Genomic DNA, 20,066 nt, shown 5'->3' with positions numbered 1-20,066 from the left:
TCTAACTGCTTTGTTTGTAATAAATACTTTTAAAAATGACGCGACGATAGATAGCACTTGTGTTTTTTGGTCTTTGTTTCCATTCTTTTAGGTAAGTACCTATTTCAAGGAGCTTTATAAAAACTGTAACATTTTCTAATTTATGAGTTTCTTTATTGTAAGCTTTTACCTTTTCATATGATAGTAAATATTCGACTTCTCTAAATGAAAAATTTGTATCATCATTATTCTCGTAACAATTGATAATATAGTGATTTGATGGAGATAATGACAAGATTTTATCTAAAATTCTAATGATTTCTAGTGAAGCTACTTCATATCTATACCAGCGTGATTCTCTAGTTATATGTCTCCAACCAAGTCTTGTAAATTCGATTTTTCCAAAAAGGGGATTTATTGTTTCTTCTTTTTTAAATTTCTTATAATTTAATTTTGCTTCGTTACGTAGTTTAACATAATCATCTTTAGAATATTCAGATCGAATATTTTTTCGATTGAAAATTAATCCACTACCACCATTTTTATCATTTGATGATGTCGTTAAACGTAAGAGGTCAAATTTTGTAAGAGGACTAAACTTGTGACTAATATTATATTCAGTTTTGAAAAATCGTGCTTTTGCTTTTATAAAAAACCAATATGCATTATCATCATTAACTTCGGTCCAACAAATTAGAGAATTGTGATTTCTATTTAGTAAATCGGTAAGTTCATCTTTATTTACAATAAGTTTATTTTCTACAACTTGCGCATATGTTTTCCCTGATTTCACTTGAGTAAATAATATTTCTACTGTATTTTTTTTCCAGGGATGTGACATTATAGTTACTAAATCTAATTTTGCATCATCTTCTGTTCGAGATGTGAAACTGACACGCGCATCAAGAGCAGTGGTCAATATACTGGCAAAATATCTTTCAGCAAGCTTTCCATTAATTATATTAATTTTAAGTTGAGATAGTTTTGATTCCTGTTTTGAAGTAAAGAAGTGTTTCAAATTTTAATGGTTTAAAAGCTGCTAACATGCCGCGGCTTTGAGCTGTTGCGTCAAATTATGTATAAATGTAAAAAGAAATTCTGATGCTCAACATGTTTTCCAAGAAAGACAAGCTAGCTATGTTGTAAAACCAATGTTAGCTGTAGTTTTTATAATTTTTTAATTTCTTCAATGGTTGGTTTAATTAAGGAAGGAACAGTACCATCAGATATTTCAGTATATGTCATTATTTTGGATAAACATGTGTCGATAGTGATACAATAATCCTCAGCTATTTGATAATCATTTGAAAAGTGTAATTCTAAAAATCTATAAAGCATTTCGCAAAACATACCAAGTTGAGATTTCTTGTAACCATCTATTTGAGAAATAAGTAAAAGTGCTCCAATTTCTTTTTTGCCATTTCTTTCAAAACTAAATACTAAATTTGGATTTAGATAAATTGGATATTTATTTACTTCGACAATTCTTTGCTCTTTATGAATAGATTCAAAATTTTGTATGTTTTCAGGTCTTAAATTTAAAATGTCGAATTCTTTAAAGTTACTTAGAATATCAATATTTCTTTGATACATTGTTTTGAATCGTTCCCTTTGCTCAATTTCTTTAGAAATTATTGCATCATCGATTTTTAAATCATAATAATCTTCAGTTCCATCCTTAAATACGTTTTGAATGCAACTATTACTAATTGACCAGTAATTTCCGCCACCTTTCTTCTTGCCTTGAGCTTTCTCTTTTGGCTTACGAAATTTTAGTTTTTGCGCGTAATTCTTTTTAGATTTATCCGAAGTTTTTTCTCTAAATTCAATCAGCTCTTTTACAGTGATTTTCTCCATAAACTATTTAATTTAAATGGATTATATAATGGATGGCGATGTGAAATTAATAAAAATTTTCTGAAAGCAGAACTTTTAATCAGCGGGCTCCCGAAAAATTACAACTAACGAATTGATAAGTCAAATCAACTTTCCCAATCCATACGCAAATTAAAATTAATTCTACAAATTACAATAGGGTTTTTCCTATTTGTTAAGAGTATTTTTCCTATTTTTTATTAACAAGGGGTTTGGGCCACTAAGGATTTAAAGTTATGAGTTATGAATTATGAATTAGGGGTGCTGGGGGAAGGGGAGTAGGTGGAAAGGGTAGGAGTAAGTGAATAGAGTCGTAAGTCAAAAAAGTCGTAAGTCATAAGTCAACACGTACTCATAATTCATAACTCATAATTCATAACTCATAATTCATAATTCATAATTCTTTCCTTCCTATTACTTCGGACTATCCTCGGACTAACCCCGTACTAACCCCGTACTAACCCCGTGGTTACCTAATGGTATCCTTTAGGTTACCTTTAGGATACCTTTACCATAACCCGTGTTAGCAGTCATCAGTCATCAGTCATCAGTCATCAGTAAACAGTATACAGTAATCAGTTTACAGTCATCAGTTATCAGTAATCAGTCGGCAGTCATCAGTAATCAGTCATCAGTAATCAGTCATCAGTAATCAGTGGGCAGTGAACACTGCAATCTAAACACTGCAATCTGAACACTGCAATCTGAACACTGAATACTGTACACTGAACACTGAACACTGAACACTGTACACTGTACACTTTCTCCCAGTCTTCTTGCGGTTTGCTTCGGTATTCTGCCACGGTTGTGCCACAGTTGTGCCACTAAACCTTTTGTAAAAGGTAATAGGGATTGCTTTAAATTGGGAGGAAACTCGAAGGAAAACAAAAGGAAGCTGCTGAGAAGCTGAGCTACTGAGTTACTGAGAAGTTTCTAACGGGAGTGTACTGGAACCCAACTTGAAACCTTTTTATTGCCGCTGAGCTACTGGGCTACTGAGCTACTGAGTAATTCCTAACAGGAGTGTACATGAACACAACCTGAAACATTAAACTTGAAACTTGAAACCTCTTTGCTTGAAAATTGGGATGGGATTTCTCCTACCGTCGAAATGACAAGTTTGCGCATAAACGTTTTTAGCTAGCTAAAAAAATACTCCAATCCAAACCACACAAAAAAACTATGTCTTACTATGTACCTATGTGGTAAAAATAATAAACCACATAGTGACATAGATTTCATAGTTATTACTTTAATCACACGCTACTCCTCTCAAAGCGCAGCGCCTTTGTGCTCTTAAAATCTTCGCGAACTTTGCGGTAAAAAAAACCTTGTGCAACCTTGTGCCCAACCTTGTGAAACCTTGTGCTCCAATTCCACTTTTAAACCCCATACACTTCTAAACCCACCACATTTTCAAACGAAACACCACTTTACAACGAAACCAACTTGAAACCTTTTGAAGCTGCTAAGATGCTGAGCCGCTGAGCTACTGAGTAAGTAACCTGTAAACCTCTAATCGTTCTTAATTACACGATTTCCTCTGAAAACTGCGACTGCGACTGCGACTATAACATCGGCTTCTACAGTGACGAAAACATCAACTTAAAACCATTATTTTTCTTGCCTACGCTTTAGATTTTCATTTTCTTTGTATCGCTAAAAAATAAACCAATTACCCTATGGAAACGGAAAAGTGGATCGAACTCGCCTTATACACTGTACCCGCGGTTATCACAGGCGGTGTGGCCTATCTCATGATGCAGAAATTTGTCAACCTCGACGAGAACCGTCGTAAGTTCCAATTGCTTCGTGAGAACCAAAAACAAGCCCTGCCCATTCGTCTCCAAGCCTACGAACGCATGGCCTTGTTCCTCGAACGTATCAATCCCATCAAACTCATGATTCGCGTGGCGCCTATCAGCGACGATAAAAGCGATTACATGAACCTGTTGATTCAAAATATCGAACAAGAATACGAACACAACGTCACCCAACAAATCTACATCTCTGATGAAGCCTGGGTCATGGTCGTGAACGCCAAAAATGCCATTATCCAAAACCTCCGCAACGTAGCCGCCGATACCGAAATCAAAGACGCCGACCAATACCGCATGAAAGTCCTCAGCGCCCTCTTTGAAACAGAATCCGCCGCTCAACTCGCCCTGGAGTTTTTGAAGAGTGAAATCAAGGAGTTTATTTGATTATTCTAAATTCTAAATTCTAAATTTAAAACAGGTCGTTGCTCAGCAGCTCAGCGACTCAGCACCTCAGAAGCTATAAAAAAAATGCTCGAACAATACATCAACCAATTGAATGAAGCCCAGAGGGCGCCGGTGTTGCAGAAGGACGGACCCATGATGGTGATCGCCGGAGCAGGGTCGGGGAAGACACGCGTACTCACCATGCGTATCGCCTACCTGATGAGCCAAGGGGTCGATGCGTTCAATATCTTGTCGCTCACCTTTACCAACAAAGCCGCGCGCGAAATGAAAACGCGTATCGCCGCTATTGTGGGAAGCAACGAGGCCAAAAACCTATGGATGGGAACCTTCCACTCGGTATTCGCCAAAATCTTGCGTATTGAAGCCGATAAGCTGGGGTATCCGTCTAACTTTACCATCTACGACACCCAAGACTCGGTGCGCCTCATCTCCGCCATCGTCAAGGAAATGCAGTTGGACAAAGACATCTACAAACCCAAACAAATCATCGGACGGATTTCGTCCTATAAAAACTCGTTGATTACGGTGAAAGCCTATTTCAACAACCCCGAACTCCAAGAGGCCGACGCCATGAGCAAACGTCCTCGCATGGGGGAAATCTACCAAGCCTATGTCGACCGTTGCTTTAAGGCAGGCGCCATGGACTTTGACGATTTGCTGTTGAAGACCAACGAGCTCTTGAACTTATACCCAGATGTGTTGGCGAAGTACCAAGACCGCTTTCGCTACATCATGGTGGACGAGTACCAAGATACCAACCACTCGCAGTACTTGATTGTGCGCGCCTTATCCGACCGGTATCAAAACATCTGTGTGGTAGGCGACGACGCCCAAAGTATCTATGCGTTTCGGGGTGCCAACATCAACAACATCCTCAATTTCCAGAAGGATTACGACAATGTGCAAACCTTCCGCTTGGAGCAAAACTACCGTTCGACCAAGAACATCGTAGAAGCCGCCAACACCATCATTGAAAAGAATAAGACGAAGTTGGATAAAGTCGTATGGACCGCCAACGAGTTGGGCCCCAAAGTAAAGGTCCACCGCAGTCTCACCGATGGGGAAGAAGGCCGTTATGTGGCAGGGGAGATCTTCGAACTCAAGATGCGTAACCAACTCACGAATGGGAAGTTTGCGATTTTATACCGTACCAATGCCCAATCCCGGGCGATGGAGGATGCCTTGCGCAAACGCGATATTCCGTACCGTATTTATGGCGGATTGTCGTTTTACCAACGGAAAGAGATCAAAGATGTGTTGTGCTATTTACGCTTGATTATCAACCCGAAAGACGAAGAGGCCTTGGTGCGCGTGATCAACTATCCGCACCGCGGTATCGGCGACACGACAGTAGAGAAATTGACCATTGCCGCCAACCATTACAAGCGTTCCATCTTTGAAGTGATGGAGCATATTGACAAGATTGATTTGAAATTAAATTCGGGGACCAAGAACAAGATTCACGATTTTGTGAACATGATCAAGAGTTTCCAAATCATCAACGAGAACCAAGATGCGTTTTACGTCACCGAACACGTGACCAAGAAAACGGGCTTGATTCAAGAGTTGAAAAAAGACGGTACGCCAGAGGGAGTCGCCCGCGTGGAGAACATCGAGGAATTGATGAACGGGATCAAGGACTTTACCGAAGGGCAGAAAGAAATCGACGGCGCCCGCGGTGCCTTGACCGAGTTCTTGGAAGATGTGGCCTTGGCGACCGACCTGGATAAAGATACCGGCGACGACGATCGCGTTGCCTTAATGACCATTCACTTGGCGAAAGGTTTGGAATTCCCCTACGTATTCATCGTCGGGATGGAAGAAGACCTGTTCCCGAGTGCGCTGAGTTTGAATACCCGCAGCGAACTCGAAGAAGAACGCCGTTTGTTTTATGTGGCCCTTACCCGTGCAGAGCATCAAGCCTATCTGACCTATGCACAGTCCCGCTACCGTTGGGGGAAACTCACCGATGCCGAACCGTCGCGTTTTATTGAAGAAATTGATGCCCAATATTTGGAATACGTCAATCCGGCCGAGACCAGTGGATACCGCTACAAGCCGATGATTGATATGGATATTTTTGGCGATGTCGACAAATCGAAATTGCGCACCAGCAAACCCGTATCAGGAACACCACCGCGCCGCTTTGACGACGATGCACCACCGGCTTCAGCCAACATTCGCCGTTTAAAACCTGTGAACACCCAACCGAGTCCGTCAGCGCCCTACAGTCCGGGCGACTCCAAACTGGCCATTGGGAATATCGTGATGCACGAGCGTTTTGGCAAAGGCGAGGTGCTGAATTTAGAAGGCGTTGGGGGAGACCGTAAGGCCGAAATTAAATTTGCAGTAGGCGGTATTAAAAAACTCTTGTTGCGCTTTGCCAAACTCGATATTATTGGCTAACTTTAAGGGAGTTTAATTCCCCATGCATTATGGCACAATTTGTCAAAATCTATAACGATAATCCCAACGAAGCTGCGATCAAAAAAGTGGTGGATGTATTGCGTAACGGCGGCATCATCATTTATCCTACCGATACGGTCTACGGTTTGGGTTGCGATATTACGAATACTAAGGCCTTAGAACGCGTGGCCAAGCTGAAGGGCATCAAGTTGGAGAAAGCCAATTTATCGTTCATTTGCTACGATTTAAGTCACATTTCCGACTATGTCAAACAAATCGATACGTCCACGTTTAAGCTGTTGAAACGTACCTTACCGGGTCCGTATACCTTTATCTTGCCGGGGAATAACGATTTGCCGAAAGTCTTTAAAAACAAAAAAACGGTGGGGATTCGCGTACCGGACAACAACATTATTCGGGCGATAGTCAACGAATTGGGCAATCCCATCATTTCGACCTCCATTCACGATGAAGACGAAGTATTGGAATATTCTACCGATCCTGAATTGATTTTCGAGAAATGGCAGAATCTGGTCGATGTAGTCATCGATGGTGGTTATGGTGACAATACACCCTCTACCGTGATTGATTTATCGGGCTATGAACCGGTCGTCATTCGCGAAGGAAAAGGCGATATCGATATCTTTTAAATAAAAAAAACGTCCTGAATTACTCAGGACGTTTTTTGTATAAAGGAGAGAAAACCTTATTTGCTCATGGTTTTCATTTCTTTTTCAATCATGTCATAGAATTGATCGATCTTCGGAAGAATCACGATGCGCGTTCTACGGTTGGTCGCACGGTTTTCAGCGGTTTTGTTATCCACCAACGGAATGTATTCGCTACGCCCTGCAGCAATAATCTGCTTCGGATTCACACCCAAGTCTTTCGTTAATACACGAACGATAGCCGTAGCGCGTTTCACACTCAAGTCCCAGTTGTCCAATAAAATGGCGTTACCTGTGAAAGGCACGTTATCGGTATGCCCTTCGACCATACATTCAAAATCCGGCTTGTCGTTGATGACTTTGGCTACTTTCTCCAATACGGTTTTCGCTTTATCAGTTACAACATAGCTGCCGCTTTTGAACAACATTTTATCCGAGATATTGATGAAAACAACGCCTTTATCCACGCTGATGTTCACGTCTTGGTCGTCAAGCCCCACGTTTTTCTTCAAGCTAGTTACCAAGGCCAATGTCACCGAGTCTTTTTTGGTGATAGCATCTTGTAGGCGACTGATTTTAAGGTCTTTTTCTTTCAAGCTTTCTAAGGAACGCTCTAGGTTTTCTGCACCTTTGGTGGTCAATACCGTCAATTCTTTCGAACTGTTGATAAGGTCGCTGTTGTTTTTCTTTAAATATTCATTTTGTTGGGACAAAGCGTCTTTTTCCGTCAAGCACAAATTCAACTTCATGGTAGTCGAATTCAACAAGTCTTGACATTCTTTATTTTTTTGCTCTAATTCGGCAATTTTCTTCTTAGCTCCACACGAGGCTAAGCTCAAAGCGGCGAATGAAATTAAAAGGGCTTTTTTCATGATGTTTCTATTTTTCGGTACAAAAGTACAATATGTTAAAATGTAAATGAAAGTAAAAAGGTTAAGAATTGTTAATTAGCGTTCGAAATGCTTTTGCTTTCGAACAAAATAATTCCATACAATACTCTTTACAGTAAAGTAGTCTTTGCGTTGTGAAGTGCTGCGTTTGCTCATAGTAGGGGCGATTTGTCCATAGAACGAAAAGTGCGCTTTCAATATTGCTAGCGTATGCCTTAAATTTCCCTTAAAAAGAAATTGAACCCCAGCAATGCCATCCAAACACAAACGGATGAAGATAATGGAGAAGCGTTTACCATGGGGCAAGTTCTTCAACAACATCAACAAGGAATTCCGGAAGTTCAAGAACGTCTTACGCGGCGTTCCCGTTTTCAAGGTCGCACCACCCACATGGTATACCGTAGCCTCAGGCAAGTAATAGCAATCGTATCCTGCATTGAAATTGCGCCAGCACAAATCAATTTCTTCTTGGTGCGCAAAGAAATCACCGTCTAAACCGCCGAGTTCCCAATACACTTCCTTTCGAATAAAGAAACAGGCGCCCGTTGCCCAAAAGATTCTAGCAGGTGTATTGTATTGACCGTGATCCTCTTCCAAGGTATCAAATACCCGTCCGCGGCAGTAAGGGAAACCGTATTGGTCAATGAACCCACCTGCAGCGCCGGCATATTCAAAATAGGATTTGTTTTTAAAATCCATCAATTTGGGTTGGGCAATGGCCGTATTGGGATGGGTTGCAAAATGGTCGATAAACGGATCTAGCCAACCCGCAGTCACTTCGATATCGGAATTCACGAGGGCGTAAATAGGTTCGCTGACCTGTTGCAACGCCTCGTTATACCCTTTGGCAAAGCCGTAATTCCCTTGATTTTGAATAACGGTAATTTGCGGATAGTTCGCTTGCACAAACTCCACCGAATCATCAGTAGAAGCATTGTCGGCGAGGTAGAGATGCGCCTTTTCCGAGTGGGCCACCACCGAAGGAAGAAACTGTTCAAGCAGCGCTTTACCGTTCCAGTTCAGGATGACAACGGCAATGGTTTTGGGAGTGATATCAGCCATTGAGTTCAGGTAAATCAGTTAGAAAAACATAGGTTTGTTGCTCAAAATCCATTTGGCAAAAGTAGTGTTGGAGTCCGTTGGTCACCATCAAATAATCGGCCCGCAATTCGAGATTGTACCGGGCAATTTGATCAAACACCGCTTGGGTGATTTTCACTTCAGGGGCTTTGCACTCCACCAAGAGTTTGATACCGCCATCTTGCTGAAATACAACAATGTCATAGCGCTTAGTTAAACCATTTTGGGCAATGGATTTCTCCACATTGAGAAAGGATTTGGAGGCTTTTTTAAATTCCATCAAGAACTTTACGGTATGTTGGCGCACCCATTCTTCAGGAGTGAGTACCACAAATTTTTTCCGGATTTCGTCAAAGATTGCCGTTTTATTTTCACTATTTTTGAAGCGAAAGGTAAAGCGCGGAAAATTGAGTTCTTGCATGGCGCAAAAATAGTCAATTTTTAGTAGCTACCAATTGCGAATACACTATGGATGAAGCGGTAAAAATCGTCAACGATATCAAGGCAGGAAACATCAAACCCATTTATTTTTTGATGGGCGACGAACCCTATTACATTGACATCATTACGGAATATATTGAAAACAACCTTTTATCAGAAGACGAGAAAGGGTTCAATCAAATGGTGCTGTATGGCCGGGATGTTACGGTTGAAGATGTGATAGGCCATGCCAAACGTTATCCGATGATGGCAGAGCGTCAAGTGGTGATTGTTCGTGAGGCGCAAGAATTGTCGCGCCATATTGATAAATTGGATGCCTACGCAGAGAATCCGCAGCCCACAACGGTATTGGTCATGGCGTACAAATATAAAACTTTGGATAAACGCAAGAAAGTGACCAAAGTATTGGAGAAAAACGGGTTGGTTTTTGAGAGTAAAAAACTTTATGAAAATCAGGTCGCGACATGGATTACCCGCGTTATTCAAGGAAAGGGCTTAGGGATCGAACCCAAGGCTGCTGCCATGTTGGTGGAGTTCTTGGGAAATGACTTGAGTCGGATCAGTAATGAATTGGACAAGCTCAAAATCATATTCCCGAAAGGGCATACCGTTACGGCCAAAGATATCGAAGTGAATATTGGAATCAGTAAAGATTATAACAATTTCGAATTGCGCACTGCCATTGGCGAACGCAATCAATTGAAAGCCTATCGCATCGCCGATTACTTTGCACAAAATCCGAAAGACAATCCGATAGTGGTGACCACAGCGATGGTATTTTCCTTTTTCACCCAATTGTTGCAATACCATGGGTTAAAAGACAAGAGTCAGGGCAACGTTGCGAAAACCTTACGCGTGAGTCCGTTTTTTGTCAAAGACTACGAATTGGCGGCTCGTAACTTTCCCATGAAGAAAGTATCGGCAGTAGTGGCCAAATTGCGCGATGTGGATGCGAAGAGCAAAGGAGTAGGCGCGAACAATATGTCGCAAGGTGATTTATTGAAAGAACTTTTGGTGACTATTTTTAACTAATGAAACAGCTGGGCTACTACCGATTGCTATTTATTGCCTTACTCGGAGTTGCTTTTTACAGTCCGCTGAACACTCTACCTTTTTACATCGCGGTATTTTGGTTGGCCTTTGAACTACTCAACGCCCAAAAGTTGTATACGGAGCAAAGCTATTACCGCTACAGCAATGGGGCATTACTAAGCTTGCCGATTTTTATCATCATGGTCCGGAATCACTGGGTGCCGTATTATTTGGAAGGTATTGCAGGGTATAACATTATGGAACATGCGCTTTTTGCCTTCACCTTTTGTCTCTATTTGGATTGTTTGCTACTGTGTTGGCAGAAAGTCCGTGTGTCAGGAATTGGTATACTCTTTCTATTCAATGGTATTGGAATTATCAACGAGCTCTTTCAGAATGCGGTAGTCGGTGAACCTTTGATTGCATTTTCCGCTGAAGATTGGAAAGATATTGGTGTAAATGGCGTAGGTAGTATTTTGTTTTATCTCATCAAACAAATCATGAAAAGCATGAAAAATATCGATTGATTTACGATATTTGCAATCCAATTTTAATTAACTCTAAAAACAGTACGATGAATAAAAATACAGTATTGGCATGGGCCACCACGATCATGATTATCATGGGATTGTTGTTAATTGGATTAGGCGCTTTTCGCTACAATGATATTGCCGGTTGGGGCTTTGGCGCTGTAGGCGTCGGATTTTTAGCCAATGCCTGGGTGTTTAATTCGTTGAAAGGAAGAGTGTAATGTTATTTTGAATTGGGTTATTATAAATTTTAAATTCCAATAATAAAATTCCAAATCGCAATAGATAACGTCAACTGATCAAAATCTAAAATCTAAATTCTAAAATCTAAATTCTAAACTCGTATGTCAGACGATAAGAAAGTCATATTTTCCATGTCACGGGTAAACAAAGTTTACTCCAGCACGAATAAACAAGTATTAAAAGATATCTATTTGAGCTTTTTCTATGGCGCAAAGATTGGTATCTTGGGTTTAAACGGTTCGGGTAAGTCGACCCTTTTAAAAATCATTGCTGGGGTAGAAAAGAACTACCAAGGGGATGTGGTGTTTGCTCCGGGGTATACCGTAGGGTATTTGGAACAAGAACCACAATTGGATGAGACCAAAACGGTGATTGAAGTCGTACGCGAAGGTGTGGCTGAGATTGTAGCCGTATTGGATGAGTTCAACAAAATCAACGATATGTTTGGGTTACCCGAAGTTTATGAGGATGCGGATAAGATGCAAAAACTCATGGACCGTCAAGCCGAACTACAAGATAAAATCGATGCAGTGGGTGCTTGGGAATTGGATACCAAACTAGAAATTGCCATGGATGCGTTGCGCACTCCAGAGGCAGATACACCGATAAGTGTATTGTCGGGAGGAGAAAAACGTCGCGTGGCTTTGTGTCGTTTGTTATTGCAACAGCCTGATGTCTTGTTATTGGACGAGCCGACCAACCACTTGGATGCCGAGTCAGTATTGTGGTTGGAGCAACATTTACAACAATATGCGGGTACGGTGATTGCTGTTACCCACGACCGTTATTTCTTGGATAATGTAGCCGGATGGATTTTGGAATTGGACCGTGGGGAAGGAATTCCGTGGAAAGGAAATTATTCGTCCTGGTTGGATCAAAAAGGAAAGCGTTTGGACCAAGAAGAAAAAGTGGCCTCGAAGCGTCGCAAGACCTTAGAGCGCGAGTTGGACTGGGTTCGACAAGGAGCCAAAGGTCGCCAAACCAAACAAAAAGCACGTTTACAGAACTACGATAAGTTATTGAACGAAGATCAAAAAGCCTTGGAAGAGAAATTGGAGATCTACATTCCGAACGGGCCCCGTTTAGGAACGAATGTGATCAATGCTAACCATGTTTCAAAAGCTTTTGGTGATAAAATATTGTATGAAGATTTGAACTTCACTTTGCCACAGGCAGGTATTGTGGGCATTATCGGTCCGAACGGTGCCGGTAAATCCACCATTTTCAAAATGATTATGGGCGAACAGCAACCGGATGGGGGAGAGTTTGCTATTGGTGATACGGTGAAGATTGCGTATGTGGATCAGACGCACTCCAACATTGATCCGAACAAATCGATTTGGGAAAACTTCTGTGACGGACAGGAATTGATAATGATGGGTGGCCGTCAGGTGAATTCGAGAGCCTATTTGTCGCGTTTCAATTTTGGAGGAAGTGACCAAAACAAAAAGGTTAATACATTATCCGGAGGTGAGCGCAACCGTTTACACTTGGCGATGACCTTGAAAGAGGAAGGAAACGTACTACTTTTGGATGAGCCAACGAACGATTTGGACATCAATACCCTTCGTGCTTTGGAAGAAGGTTTAGAGAATTTTGCAGGCTGTGCGGTTATTATTTCCCACGACCGTTGGTTCTTAGACCGTGTGTGTACGCACATTCTCGCGTTTGAAGGCGATTCTCAAGTATATTTCTTTGAAGGTGGATTTTCCGATTACGAAGAAAACAGAAGAAAACGATTGGGTACAGAAATTACACCAACCCGAATTAAATACAAAAAGTTAATTAGAAATTAAATATCTTTGAGGAGTCCCAATTGTGTTGGGACTCTTTTTTTAGTATAAAGTGAAGTTGAAAACATTGTTTTGCGGATTATGGTTACTGGGGTCATTTTTGGCTTTGGCGCAACCTGCTTTGAAATCAGCTGAGCAATCGCTACAACAAGCGGGAACCGCCTTTTATAATCTAGATGGGGAAAAGTCGCTACAACTTTCACACAAAGCCTTAAGTCAGGCCTATGCGCTAAAAAACGATGTGTTAATGTCCAAAGCGTACAATCTTATTGGATTAAACATTGAAGAGTTTTATGACCCAAATAAAGCCCTCAAGTACTATCAAAAAGCGCTAGAACACGCGAAGTTATCACAAAATGATTCGGTCAAAATTTGGGTGAATAACAATTTAGGAAATTGGTATTCGTACCGAAAAAATGATTTCCAAAAAAGTATTCCGTATTACAAAGAAGGTTTGCGCAATGCCGAAAAAATCAACGATTGGGTAGAAGTAATGTATGCCAAACTCAGTATAGCGGGAGCCTATTTTGGTGCGAATCGCTTTCAAGAAGGATATGTTTTTTTAAAGTCGACCGAAGCGGATGTCAATCGTTCAAAAGATGACGAACCTAAATTGCATTACCATTCATTATTAGGTTCTTATTACAGTCATTTGGGGCAGTATTTAAAAGCAGAATTTCATTATGAAAAAGCAATAGAATTAGGGGAAAAGAACAAAGACAATTTATTGGACGCCTATTTAATTGATGTTTATAACGATTTTTCGGATCATTACAAAAAAAAGGGTCAATTTGAAAAAGCATTACACTACTTAACACTTCACAAAGAGCTCAAAGAAAAAGTATACAACGATGATCGCAGTAAAAAAGCAAAAATAGCGGGGAGTCAGATTGAAATAGACGAATACCAACGGCAAATTGATAAGATAGAAGGGGAAAAAACCAAACAAAGTAAATACCTCAAGGAATCGAAGTTGATTGTCTTACTATTTGTCATCATTTTATTTATCCTTTTGTTGTTGTTGTTTTCATTATACAAAAACAACGCTTTCCGCGAAAAGACCTTCACTGAATTAAAAGATGCCTATGCTGAATTGCAATTGGCGAAAGAAAAAGCAGAAGAAGCTTCACAACTGAAAACCCAGTTCGTATCAACGATCAGTCACGAGTTGCGTACACCCTTATATGGCGTTGTGGGGATCACCAATATCATCTTGGACGAACATAAAGAGTTGGCTCATAGTCCGCACCTGAATTCCTTAAAATTCTCTGCCCGTTATTTGTTGTCTTTGGTCAACGATTTGTTGCAAATCAATAAAATCGAGGAGAATAAGATTACGCTGGAGCACATGATTTTCAACATTCCTGATGAAATCAGCACCATTGTGGACTCTTTGGAATTTATTGCGATTAAAAACAACAACAAATTGCAAACGGAGTTGGATACTGCCATTCCAGAGTTTTTAATTGGGGATAAATTGCGCCTTTCTCAAGTATTCATGAATTTGGTGAGTAATGCGCTTAAATTCACCAAAGATGGAACGGTTAAAGTTTCGGCTAAATTAGACCGTATCGAAGGATCGCAATATTTTATTCACTTCGCGGTTGCCGATACCGGTGTCGGAATTGCACCAGAAGACCAAAAGAAAATATTTGAAAAGTTTGTACAAATTGAACGTAAAGAAGGCGATTACCAAGGAACCGGATTGGGCTTGTCGATTGTACAACGATTGGTCGAACTCTTTGGCAGCACCATCGAATTGGAAAGTGAATTAGGTAAAGGGACTACGTTTTCGTTTACCATGGGCTTTGAAGCCGATGAATCCAAACGCAACGAAATTCTTCACAACATTGATGTGGATTTATCTACGGTGCAAGTGTACCGTATTTTGGTCGTGGAAGACAATAAGATTAACCAGGTGGTGACCAAGAAAATCTTAGAAACCAATCATTTCAAATGCACCATTTTGGATGATGGATATGCTGCAATTGATGCTTTAGAAAATGAGCATTACGATATTGTATTGATGGATATTAACATGCCAATCATCAACGGATTTGAAACCACCAAATTGATTCGTAAAAAAGGAATTCAAACGCCCATTATTGCGTTAACGGCTTTTGACAAACAAGAGATTATGGAACAAGCGATTTCTGTGGGCATCAATGATATTATCATCAAGCCTTTCGAACCTTCCAAATTATTTCAAGTAATCAGTAATTTAATTGAGCAATAATTATTTCTTTTTGTTTTTATTGCCAAAAAACTTCTTGCCGCCATTTCCTTTTTTCTTATTGCGGAAGTCTTTCTTCTGAGGCGTACCGTCAACTTTAACGGCAGGTGCTTGATTTGCAGTGTCTTTCCAACCAAAGTCATGGTTTTCAATGACTTTAATCTTCATGCGAATCAATTTCTCGATATCTTGCCAATACGTCCATTCGTCTTTGCCACATAAAGAAATAGCCAAACCTTCATTGCCTGCACGACCGGTACGGCCAATGCGGTGCACGTAGGTATCCGAAATATTTGGAATATCAAAATTAATTACAAACGGCAAGCTTTCGATGTCAATTCCTCGGGCAGCAATATCCGTTGCGGCAAGTAATTGCACTTCTTTGTTTTTAAAATGGTCTAATGCTCGTTGACGCGCCGATTGCGATTTATCGCCGTGAATGGCTTCAGCAGTGAAGTTGTTTTTTTTCAAAAACTTCACTACGTTATCGGCACCGTGTTTGGTTCGGGTAAAAATTAAGATTTGTTCTCCAGGATATTCATTCAAGATTTGAAGCAACAACTTGCGTTTTTCTTCTTTTTCGACTTTGTACACCCATTGCTTGATTTTTTCAGCGGTTGAAGCTACGGGAGTCACGGTTACATATTGGGGTTTTGTCAAAAAACTTTCCGCCAATTCGCGAATAGGCAGGGGCATAGTAGCAGAAAATAAAAGCGTTTGACGGTTATCGGGAGTGAGTTTGATGATTTTCTTCACATCATTGATAAAGCCCATGTCCAGCATTAAATCGGCTTCATCCAATACCAAATGGTGTAAATGATCCAAATTCACATGACCTTGTTTGTGTAAATCCAATAAACGTCCGGGAGTTGCAATTAACACATCAACTCCGCGTTTGAGTTGGTCCACTTGAGGCACTTGATTCACGCCACCATAAATTACAGTCGACACAATATTGGTATAGCGGCCGTAGGTTTCAAAACTCTCTTGAATTTGGATAGCCAATTCGCGGGTAGGAGTAATTACTAGCGCACGAATACTTTTACGTTTCTTGGCCGAACCTACTATTGGGTGAATTTGATGAATAATTGGAATAGCAAAGGCGGCTGTTTTTCCGGTACCCGTTTGTGCACAACCCACTAAATCCGTGCCTTCCATGATAATGGGAATGGCTTGTTGTTGGATAGGAGTTGGGGCTTCGTAGCCTTCTTCAGCAAGCGCTTGCTGTATATTTCGGATGAGTTTTAAGTCGTTAAAGGTCATAATATAGGCGCCATTTCGTAGTGAAATGGGCTGCAAAGATAACCGCTTTTTAGTCTAAACTGTTTTTTGCTTTGATAAAATCGGTTAAAAGATACCCGATTAATTTACCTACCATGTGGTTGTTGGTTTCTGTATCCAAAGCAGGAGCGCCTTCACAAATATGCAAATAAGCCGCATTGGAGTGTTTTCCAAAGAAATAGATAAACTGCCGAACCTCTTCAACAGAAAACCCACTTGGGGTCATGGCACTACTGGGTACAAGCGGTAGCGCATCCATATCGATTTCAATACCATAGGCATCGGATTTTATGAAATCATAGGCAATTTGCATTTCTAAACGGAATTCTTTTTCTCCCCGGACTTTAATCGCGTCATAGGTATTGTATTGGATTTTGTCTTTCAGGGATTTCAATTGGTCCAAGACATTTTTGGATGTATAACTTTCGTGTAATCCAAAAATGAAATACTTTTTCAAAAAACCTTCTTCAAAGGCGTACGAAAATCCATTGCCACTGTGACGGCCTTCCATGATTCGGAAATCAGAGTGTGCATCGAGATTGACAGCATTAATGGGTTTGCCTTTGGCCAAAGCCGTTCCTTTGATATTGCCATAGGCGTTGTTATGTCCGCCGCCGATTATCAAGGGAATTTTCCCACATTTCACAATGGTACTGATGATATGAGAGACTTCTTTATCGATTTTGGATACAATTTCGCTAAACTTTTTGCGATCGGGTGTACTGTTGAATTCCAATCCTTCGGCTTCGCTATTAAAAGCGGCTGTGTCTAATGTCCCTAAAACAATAATGTTAGAACCTTTACAAAAGCGGTTGTGCTGAATGTTGGCGATACTTTTTATGGCGCTTTCCCAAGCGGTGGCTGCACCTGCACGTCCGTTGTTTGCGCGTACTCCAATATCCTCAGGGATACCGAAAAGGACAAATTTGGCTTCTGAATTTTTAAGAAAGTTTACTACATTTTCACCTTCGGGAATTAGTTGCATTTTTTCACCAAACTTTACTTCACCACTTCGATGGTTAGTAACTTTAGACAACTCGGATTGGGTATAGCGTACAAGATGTTCCATAAAAAAAGTTAACAGTCAAAAATAATATAATTCCCAAAACTGACGTTATAGAAATTATAATTATTAAATTTGCTTTAATACAAATACTTTTGTTATGGAAAATCAAAAAAACAATTCTTCCTTAAAGGCTATTATTTTAGTACTGGCTTTGTTACTGTTAGGTAGTTTATTCTACATTTTTAAATTAACTACAGATACGCAAACGCTAGAAACCAAAGTAACTGCAGTTTCCACGGAAAAAGACAACATTTTAAAAGATCTTCAAGAGTTAAAAGCGACGTACGATGCGGCAATTGCAGAAAACACATCCATGTCGGATGAATTAATTGCTGAGCGCGAAAAAGTGGTGCAACTCATGGCACAATTGGAAAAAGCTAAAGGCGATGCCAATGCGATGCGCAAGTACAAAGAGCAATACAAATCGCTTGAAGTGAAAATGAAATCGTTGATGCAAGAAGTGGAAGTCTTGAAAGGCGAGAATCAACAACTGAACAAGAATCTAGACAGTACGAAAGTCGTATTACAAGATTCGAAAAACTACAACCAAGTTTTAGTGGGGCAAAATGAAGAGCTTACTAAAACTGTAGAAAAAGCCTCCAAACTATCGATTCTTAATTTAAAAACGGCTGCGTTCAAACAACGTAGTTCAGGAAAACAAATTGAAACGGACAAAGCGAGCCGTGCTGACATTTTAAAAATCAGTTTTACGATTGCTGAAAATGCGGTTGCGAAATCGGGTGATAAAGTGTACTATGTTCAAGTAATTGACGCGAAAAACAACGTGTTGGGCGATAAAGAAACCGCTTCTTTCGGTTCACAAACACTAACGTACAGTTTCCAAGCGAAGGTGAAATACGAGAACAAAACAGTCAATGTTTCACAAGATTTACCTGGTAAAAGCTTTGAAAAAGGTTCTTATTTCGTAAACATTTTTGACAAAGGGGAATTAGTTTCAAAAACAAGTTTCACCTTACGTTAATTCGGAAGTCATAAAATAACAAAAGCCCGGTCAATCCGGGCTTTTTTATTGTACTATTTTACCATTCAATAGAACCGTAGCAATTCGGTTGGAACCAAAAGCATAAGGAAGTTCGTAATAACTATGCAAAGGTTCGGTGATCAATACATTCGCTTTTTTACCTTTTGTAATGCTGCCGTGGGTTTCAGCAATTCCCATAGCATACGCGCCATTGATGGTAGCGGCATTGATAGCTTCTTCGGGGGTCATCTTCATTTTAATGCAAGCGGTGGCCACCACAAAATTCATATTCCCTGAAGGTGTTGTCCCCGGATTAAAGTCGGTAGCCAAAGCAAGGGGCAATCCCGCCTGAATCATTTTACGTGCTGGTGTATACGGAATACTGATAAAATAGGAACAGGAGGGAAGTGCAACGGGCATGGTGCCTGAATCTTTCAATACTTCGATATCTTCATCAGTGACAATTTCGAGATGGTCTACGGATAACGCCCCGTGTTTGACGCAAGCAGCTATACCTTCAATGGCAGTAAATTGATTGACATGAATCTTTGGAATGAGTCCGTAGTATTTGCCAGCTTTCATAATTCGTTCGGTTTCTTCCACCGAGAAATAGCCGGTTTCACAGAAGGCGTCGATATAATCGGCTAAGTTTTCTTCGGCAATTTTTGGGAGCATCTCTTCGATAATCAAATTCAAATAACCTTCATGGTTTTCTTTAAACTCAGTCGGAAATGCGTGAGCGCCCAAAAATGTAGCTTTAATGGTAATCGGGTAATTATCGCGCAAGCGCTGAATCACGCGCAACATTTTGATTTCGCCCTCAACCGTCAAACCGTATCCGGATTTAATTTCTACCGCTCCGGTTCCTTGTCGAATCACTTCTTCCAGTCGCACTTTGGATTCTTCGTACAATTGCTCTTCAGAAGTTTCATTAAGCCGTTTAGCCGAATTAAGAATACCGCCGCCACGATTAGCTATTTCCTCATAGGTAAGTCCGTTGATACGGTCCACAAATTCTTGCACCCGATTACCGGCATAAACGATGTGGGTATGACTATCAATCCACGACGGAAGTACCGTTCGACCTGTAGCATCAATCACGGTATCCGCGTTGATTTTCGGGCATTCGGTCATTGGCCCGAAATCGGAAATCGTATCGTTTTCAATGAGAAGATAAGCATTTTGAATGGCAGGAAGCTGCGCCATATCGGCACCCGCTACTTTCTGTACTCCGGGTTCGCGCACTTGCAACAATTCCTTTATATTCGTAATGAGCGTAATCATATGGGATATTTTTCGTAAAAATACTTTTTAAAACGAATAATTTCTAACTTTAATCCAA

17 protein-coding genes are annotated in these 20,066 nt (G+C 40.6%); 9 read left to right on the top strand and 8 right to left on the bottom strand.

Annotated elements, in window-relative coordinates; all coding sequences use genetic code 11:
• Nucleotide 1: 1 nt before the first annotated feature.
• Both EQG61_RS07330 and EQG61_RS07325 read right to left on the bottom strand, forming a co-directional pair.
• A complete protein-coding gene (locus EQG61_RS07330) occupies nucleotides 2–997 on the bottom strand; it encodes a DUF4365 domain-containing protein (RefSeq protein WP_129461270.1) in 996 nt (331 codons plus the stop codon).
• A 149-nt stretch (nucleotides 998–1,146) separates the two neighbouring features.
• A complete protein-coding gene (locus tag EQG61_RS07325; RefSeq protein WP_129461269.1) occupies nucleotides 1,147–1,836 on the bottom strand; it encodes a hypothetical protein in 690 nt (229 codons plus the stop codon).
• Between the two features lie 1,700 nt (nucleotides 1,837–3,536).
• Between EQG61_RS07325 and EQG61_RS07320 the strand changes: the two genes are divergently transcribed.
• From EQG61_RS07320 to EQG61_RS07310, 3 genes are all read left to right on the top strand, one after another.
• Entirely contained in the window at nucleotides 3,537–4,058 is a 522-nt protein-coding gene (locus tag EQG61_RS07320) for a DUF7935 family protein (RefSeq protein ID WP_129461268.1), read from the top strand.
• 84 nt (nucleotides 4,059–4,142) lie between these two features.
• The gene (locus EQG61_RS07315; protein WP_129461267.1) at nucleotides 4,143–6,485 is read left to right on the top strand and encodes an ATP-dependent helicase; all 2,343 of its coding nucleotides are present in this window, start codon (nucleotides 4,143–4,145) and stop codon (nucleotides 6,483–6,485) included.
• Between the two features lie 29 nt (nucleotides 6,486–6,514).
• Complete coding sequence (locus EQG61_RS07310) at nucleotides 6,515–7,135, top strand: L-threonylcarbamoyladenylate synthase (protein ID WP_129461266.1); 621 nt, start codon at nucleotides 6,515–6,517, stop codon at nucleotides 7,133–7,135.
• A 56-nt stretch (nucleotides 7,136–7,191) separates the two neighbouring features.
• On the opposite strand, the gene EQG61_RS07305 is transcribed toward EQG61_RS07310, so the two are convergent.
• The 3 genes from EQG61_RS07305 to EQG61_RS07295 all read right to left on the bottom strand — a co-directional run bounded on the left by EQG61_RS07305 (nucleotide 7,192) and on the right by EQG61_RS07295 (nucleotide 9,544).
• Nucleotides 7,192–8,025 carry an OmpA/MotB family protein gene (locus tag EQG61_RS07305; protein WP_129461265.1) on the bottom strand — a complete coding sequence of 278 codons (834 nt, stop codon included), beginning with the start codon at nucleotides 8,023–8,025 and terminating at the stop codon, nucleotides 7,192–7,194.
• A gap of 75 nt (nucleotides 8,026–8,100) precedes the next feature.
• Nucleotides 8,101–9,105 (bottom strand): glycosyltransferase, encoded by a 1,005-nt coding sequence (locus EQG61_RS07300; protein ID WP_129461264.1) that lies wholly within the window; start codon nucleotides 9,103–9,105, stop codon nucleotides 8,101–8,103.
• Nucleotides 9,098–9,544: a type I restriction enzyme HsdR N-terminal domain-containing protein gene (locus EQG61_RS07295; protein WP_129461263.1), complete on the bottom strand. Its 447-nt coding sequence runs from the start codon at nucleotides 9,542–9,544 to the stop codon at nucleotides 9,098–9,100. Before EQG61_RS07295 ends, EQG61_RS07300 begins: the two co-directional genes overlap by 8 nt.
• A gap of 47 nt (nucleotides 9,545–9,591) precedes the next feature.
• Here EQG61_RS07295 and holA point away from each other — a divergent pair, with 47 nt between their 5' ends.
• The 5 genes from holA (at nucleotide 9,592) to EQG61_RS07270 (ending at nucleotide 15,398) form a co-directional block, all read left to right on the top strand.
• Nucleotides 9,592–10,596: a DNA polymerase III subunit delta gene (gene holA, locus EQG61_RS07290; protein ID WP_129461262.1), complete on the top strand. Its 1,005-nt coding sequence runs from the start codon at nucleotides 9,592–9,594 to the stop codon at nucleotides 10,594–10,596.
• Nucleotides 10,596–11,123, top strand: coding sequence for a hypothetical protein (locus EQG61_RS07285; RefSeq protein ID WP_129461261.1), 528 nt, complete (start codon nucleotides 10,596–10,598; stop codon nucleotides 11,121–11,123). Before holA ends, EQG61_RS07285 begins: the two co-directional genes overlap by 1 nt.
• Before the next feature lie 47 nt (nucleotides 11,124–11,170).
• Nucleotides 11,171–11,347 (top strand): CAL67264 family membrane protein, encoded by a 177-nt coding sequence (locus tag EQG61_RS07280; RefSeq protein WP_129461260.1) that lies wholly within the window; start codon nucleotides 11,171–11,173, stop codon nucleotides 11,345–11,347.
• Between the two features lie 123 nt (nucleotides 11,348–11,470).
• Complete coding sequence (ettA, locus tag EQG61_RS07275) at nucleotides 11,471–13,165, top strand: energy-dependent translational throttle protein EttA (protein ID WP_129461259.1); 1,695 nt, start codon at nucleotides 11,471–11,473, stop codon at nucleotides 13,163–13,165.
• Between the two features lie 55 nt (nucleotides 13,166–13,220).
• On the top strand, nucleotides 13,221–15,398 hold the full coding sequence (locus EQG61_RS07270) for an ATP-binding response regulator (protein WP_129461258.1): 2,178 nt from the start codon (nucleotides 13,221–13,223) through the stop codon (nucleotides 15,396–15,398).
• Here EQG61_RS07270 and EQG61_RS07265 read toward each other — a convergent pair whose 3' ends face one another.
• Nucleotides 15,399–16,658: a DEAD/DEAH box helicase gene (locus EQG61_RS07265; RefSeq protein ID WP_129461257.1), complete on the bottom strand. Its 1,260-nt coding sequence runs from the start codon at nucleotides 16,656–16,658 to the stop codon at nucleotides 15,399–15,401.
• A 49-nt stretch (nucleotides 16,659–16,707) separates the two neighbouring features.
• Complete coding sequence (locus EQG61_RS07260) at nucleotides 16,708–17,745, bottom strand: formimidoylglutamase (protein WP_129461256.1); 1,038 nt, start codon at nucleotides 17,743–17,745, stop codon at nucleotides 16,708–16,710.
• A gap of 94 nt (nucleotides 17,746–17,839) precedes the next feature.
• Here EQG61_RS07260 and EQG61_RS07255 point away from each other — a divergent pair, with 94 nt between their 5' ends.
• Nucleotides 17,840–18,724, top strand: coding sequence for a GAS domain-containing protein (locus EQG61_RS07255; protein ID WP_129461255.1), 885 nt, complete (start codon nucleotides 17,840–17,842; stop codon nucleotides 18,722–18,724).
• Nucleotides 18,725–18,769: 45 nt separating this feature from the next.
• Here EQG61_RS07255 and hutI read toward each other — a convergent pair whose 3' ends face one another.
• A complete protein-coding gene (gene hutI, locus EQG61_RS07250; protein WP_129461254.1) occupies nucleotides 18,770–20,008 on the bottom strand; it encodes an imidazolonepropionase in 1,239 nt (412 codons plus the stop codon).
• Nucleotides 20,009–20,066 lie beyond the last annotated feature (58 nt).

This window comes from Flavobacterium stagni, from assembly GCF_004122105.1.
In the GTDB taxonomy this organism is placed as follows: Bacteria; Bacteroidota; Bacteroidia; order Flavobacteriales; family Flavobacteriaceae; genus Flavobacterium; species Flavobacterium stagni.
The sequence above is the reverse complement of the archived record's forward strand: the minus strand, read 5'-3'. Positions and strand labels throughout refer to the sequence as shown.

Bases quoted from the DNA above. Each gene is read 5' to 3' on its own strand.
- EQG61_RS07300 (WP_129461264.1), bottom strand. From the start codon at position 9,105: ATGGCTGATATCACTCCCAAAACCATTGCCGTTGTCATCCTGAACTGG.
- EQG61_RS07295 (WP_129461263.1), bottom strand. From the start codon at position 9,544: ATGCAAGAACTCAATTTTCCGCGCTTTACCTTTCGCTTCAAAAATAGT.
- EQG61_RS07280 (WP_129461260.1), top strand. From the start codon at position 11,171: ATGAATAAAAATACAGTATTGGCATGGGCCACCACGATCATGATTATC.
- EQG61_RS07310 (WP_129461266.1), top strand. From the start codon at position 6,515: ATGGCACAATTTGTCAAAATCTATAACGATAATCCCAACGAAGCTGCG.
- EQG61_RS07325 (WP_129461269.1), bottom strand. From the start codon at position 1,836: ATGGAGAAAATCACTGTAAAAGAGCTGATTGAATTTAGAGAAAAAACT.
- hutI (WP_129461254.1), bottom strand. From the start codon at position 20,008: ATGATTACGCTCATTACGAATATAAAGGAATTGTTGCAAGTGCGCGAA.
- EQG61_RS07260 (WP_129461256.1), bottom strand. From the start codon at position 17,745: ATGGAACATCTTGTACGCTATACCCAATCCGAGTTGTCTAAAGTTACT.
- EQG61_RS07255 (WP_129461255.1), top strand. From the start codon at position 17,840: ATGGAAAATCAAAAAAACAATTCTTCCTTAAAGGCTATTATTTTAGTA.
- EQG61_RS07315 (WP_129461267.1), top strand. From the start codon at position 4,143: ATGCTCGAACAATACATCAACCAATTGAATGAAGCCCAGAGGGCGCCG.
- EQG61_RS07265 (WP_129461257.1), bottom strand. From the start codon at position 16,658: ATGACCTTTAACGACTTAAAACTCATCCGAAATATACAGCAAGCGCTT.
- holA (WP_129461262.1), top strand. From the start codon at position 9,592: ATGGATGAAGCGGTAAAAATCGTCAACGATATCAAGGCAGGAAACATC.
- ettA (WP_129461259.1), top strand. From the start codon at position 11,471: ATGTCAGACGATAAGAAAGTCATATTTTCCATGTCACGGGTAAACAAA.
- EQG61_RS07305 (WP_129461265.1), bottom strand. From the start codon at position 8,025: ATGAAAAAAGCCCTTTTAATTTCATTCGCCGCTTTGAGCTTAGCCTCG.
- EQG61_RS07285 (WP_129461261.1), top strand. From the start codon at position 10,596: ATGAAACAGCTGGGCTACTACCGATTGCTATTTATTGCCTTACTCGGA.
- EQG61_RS07320 (WP_129461268.1), top strand. From the start codon at position 3,537: ATGGAAACGGAAAAGTGGATCGAACTCGCCTTATACACTGTACCCGCG.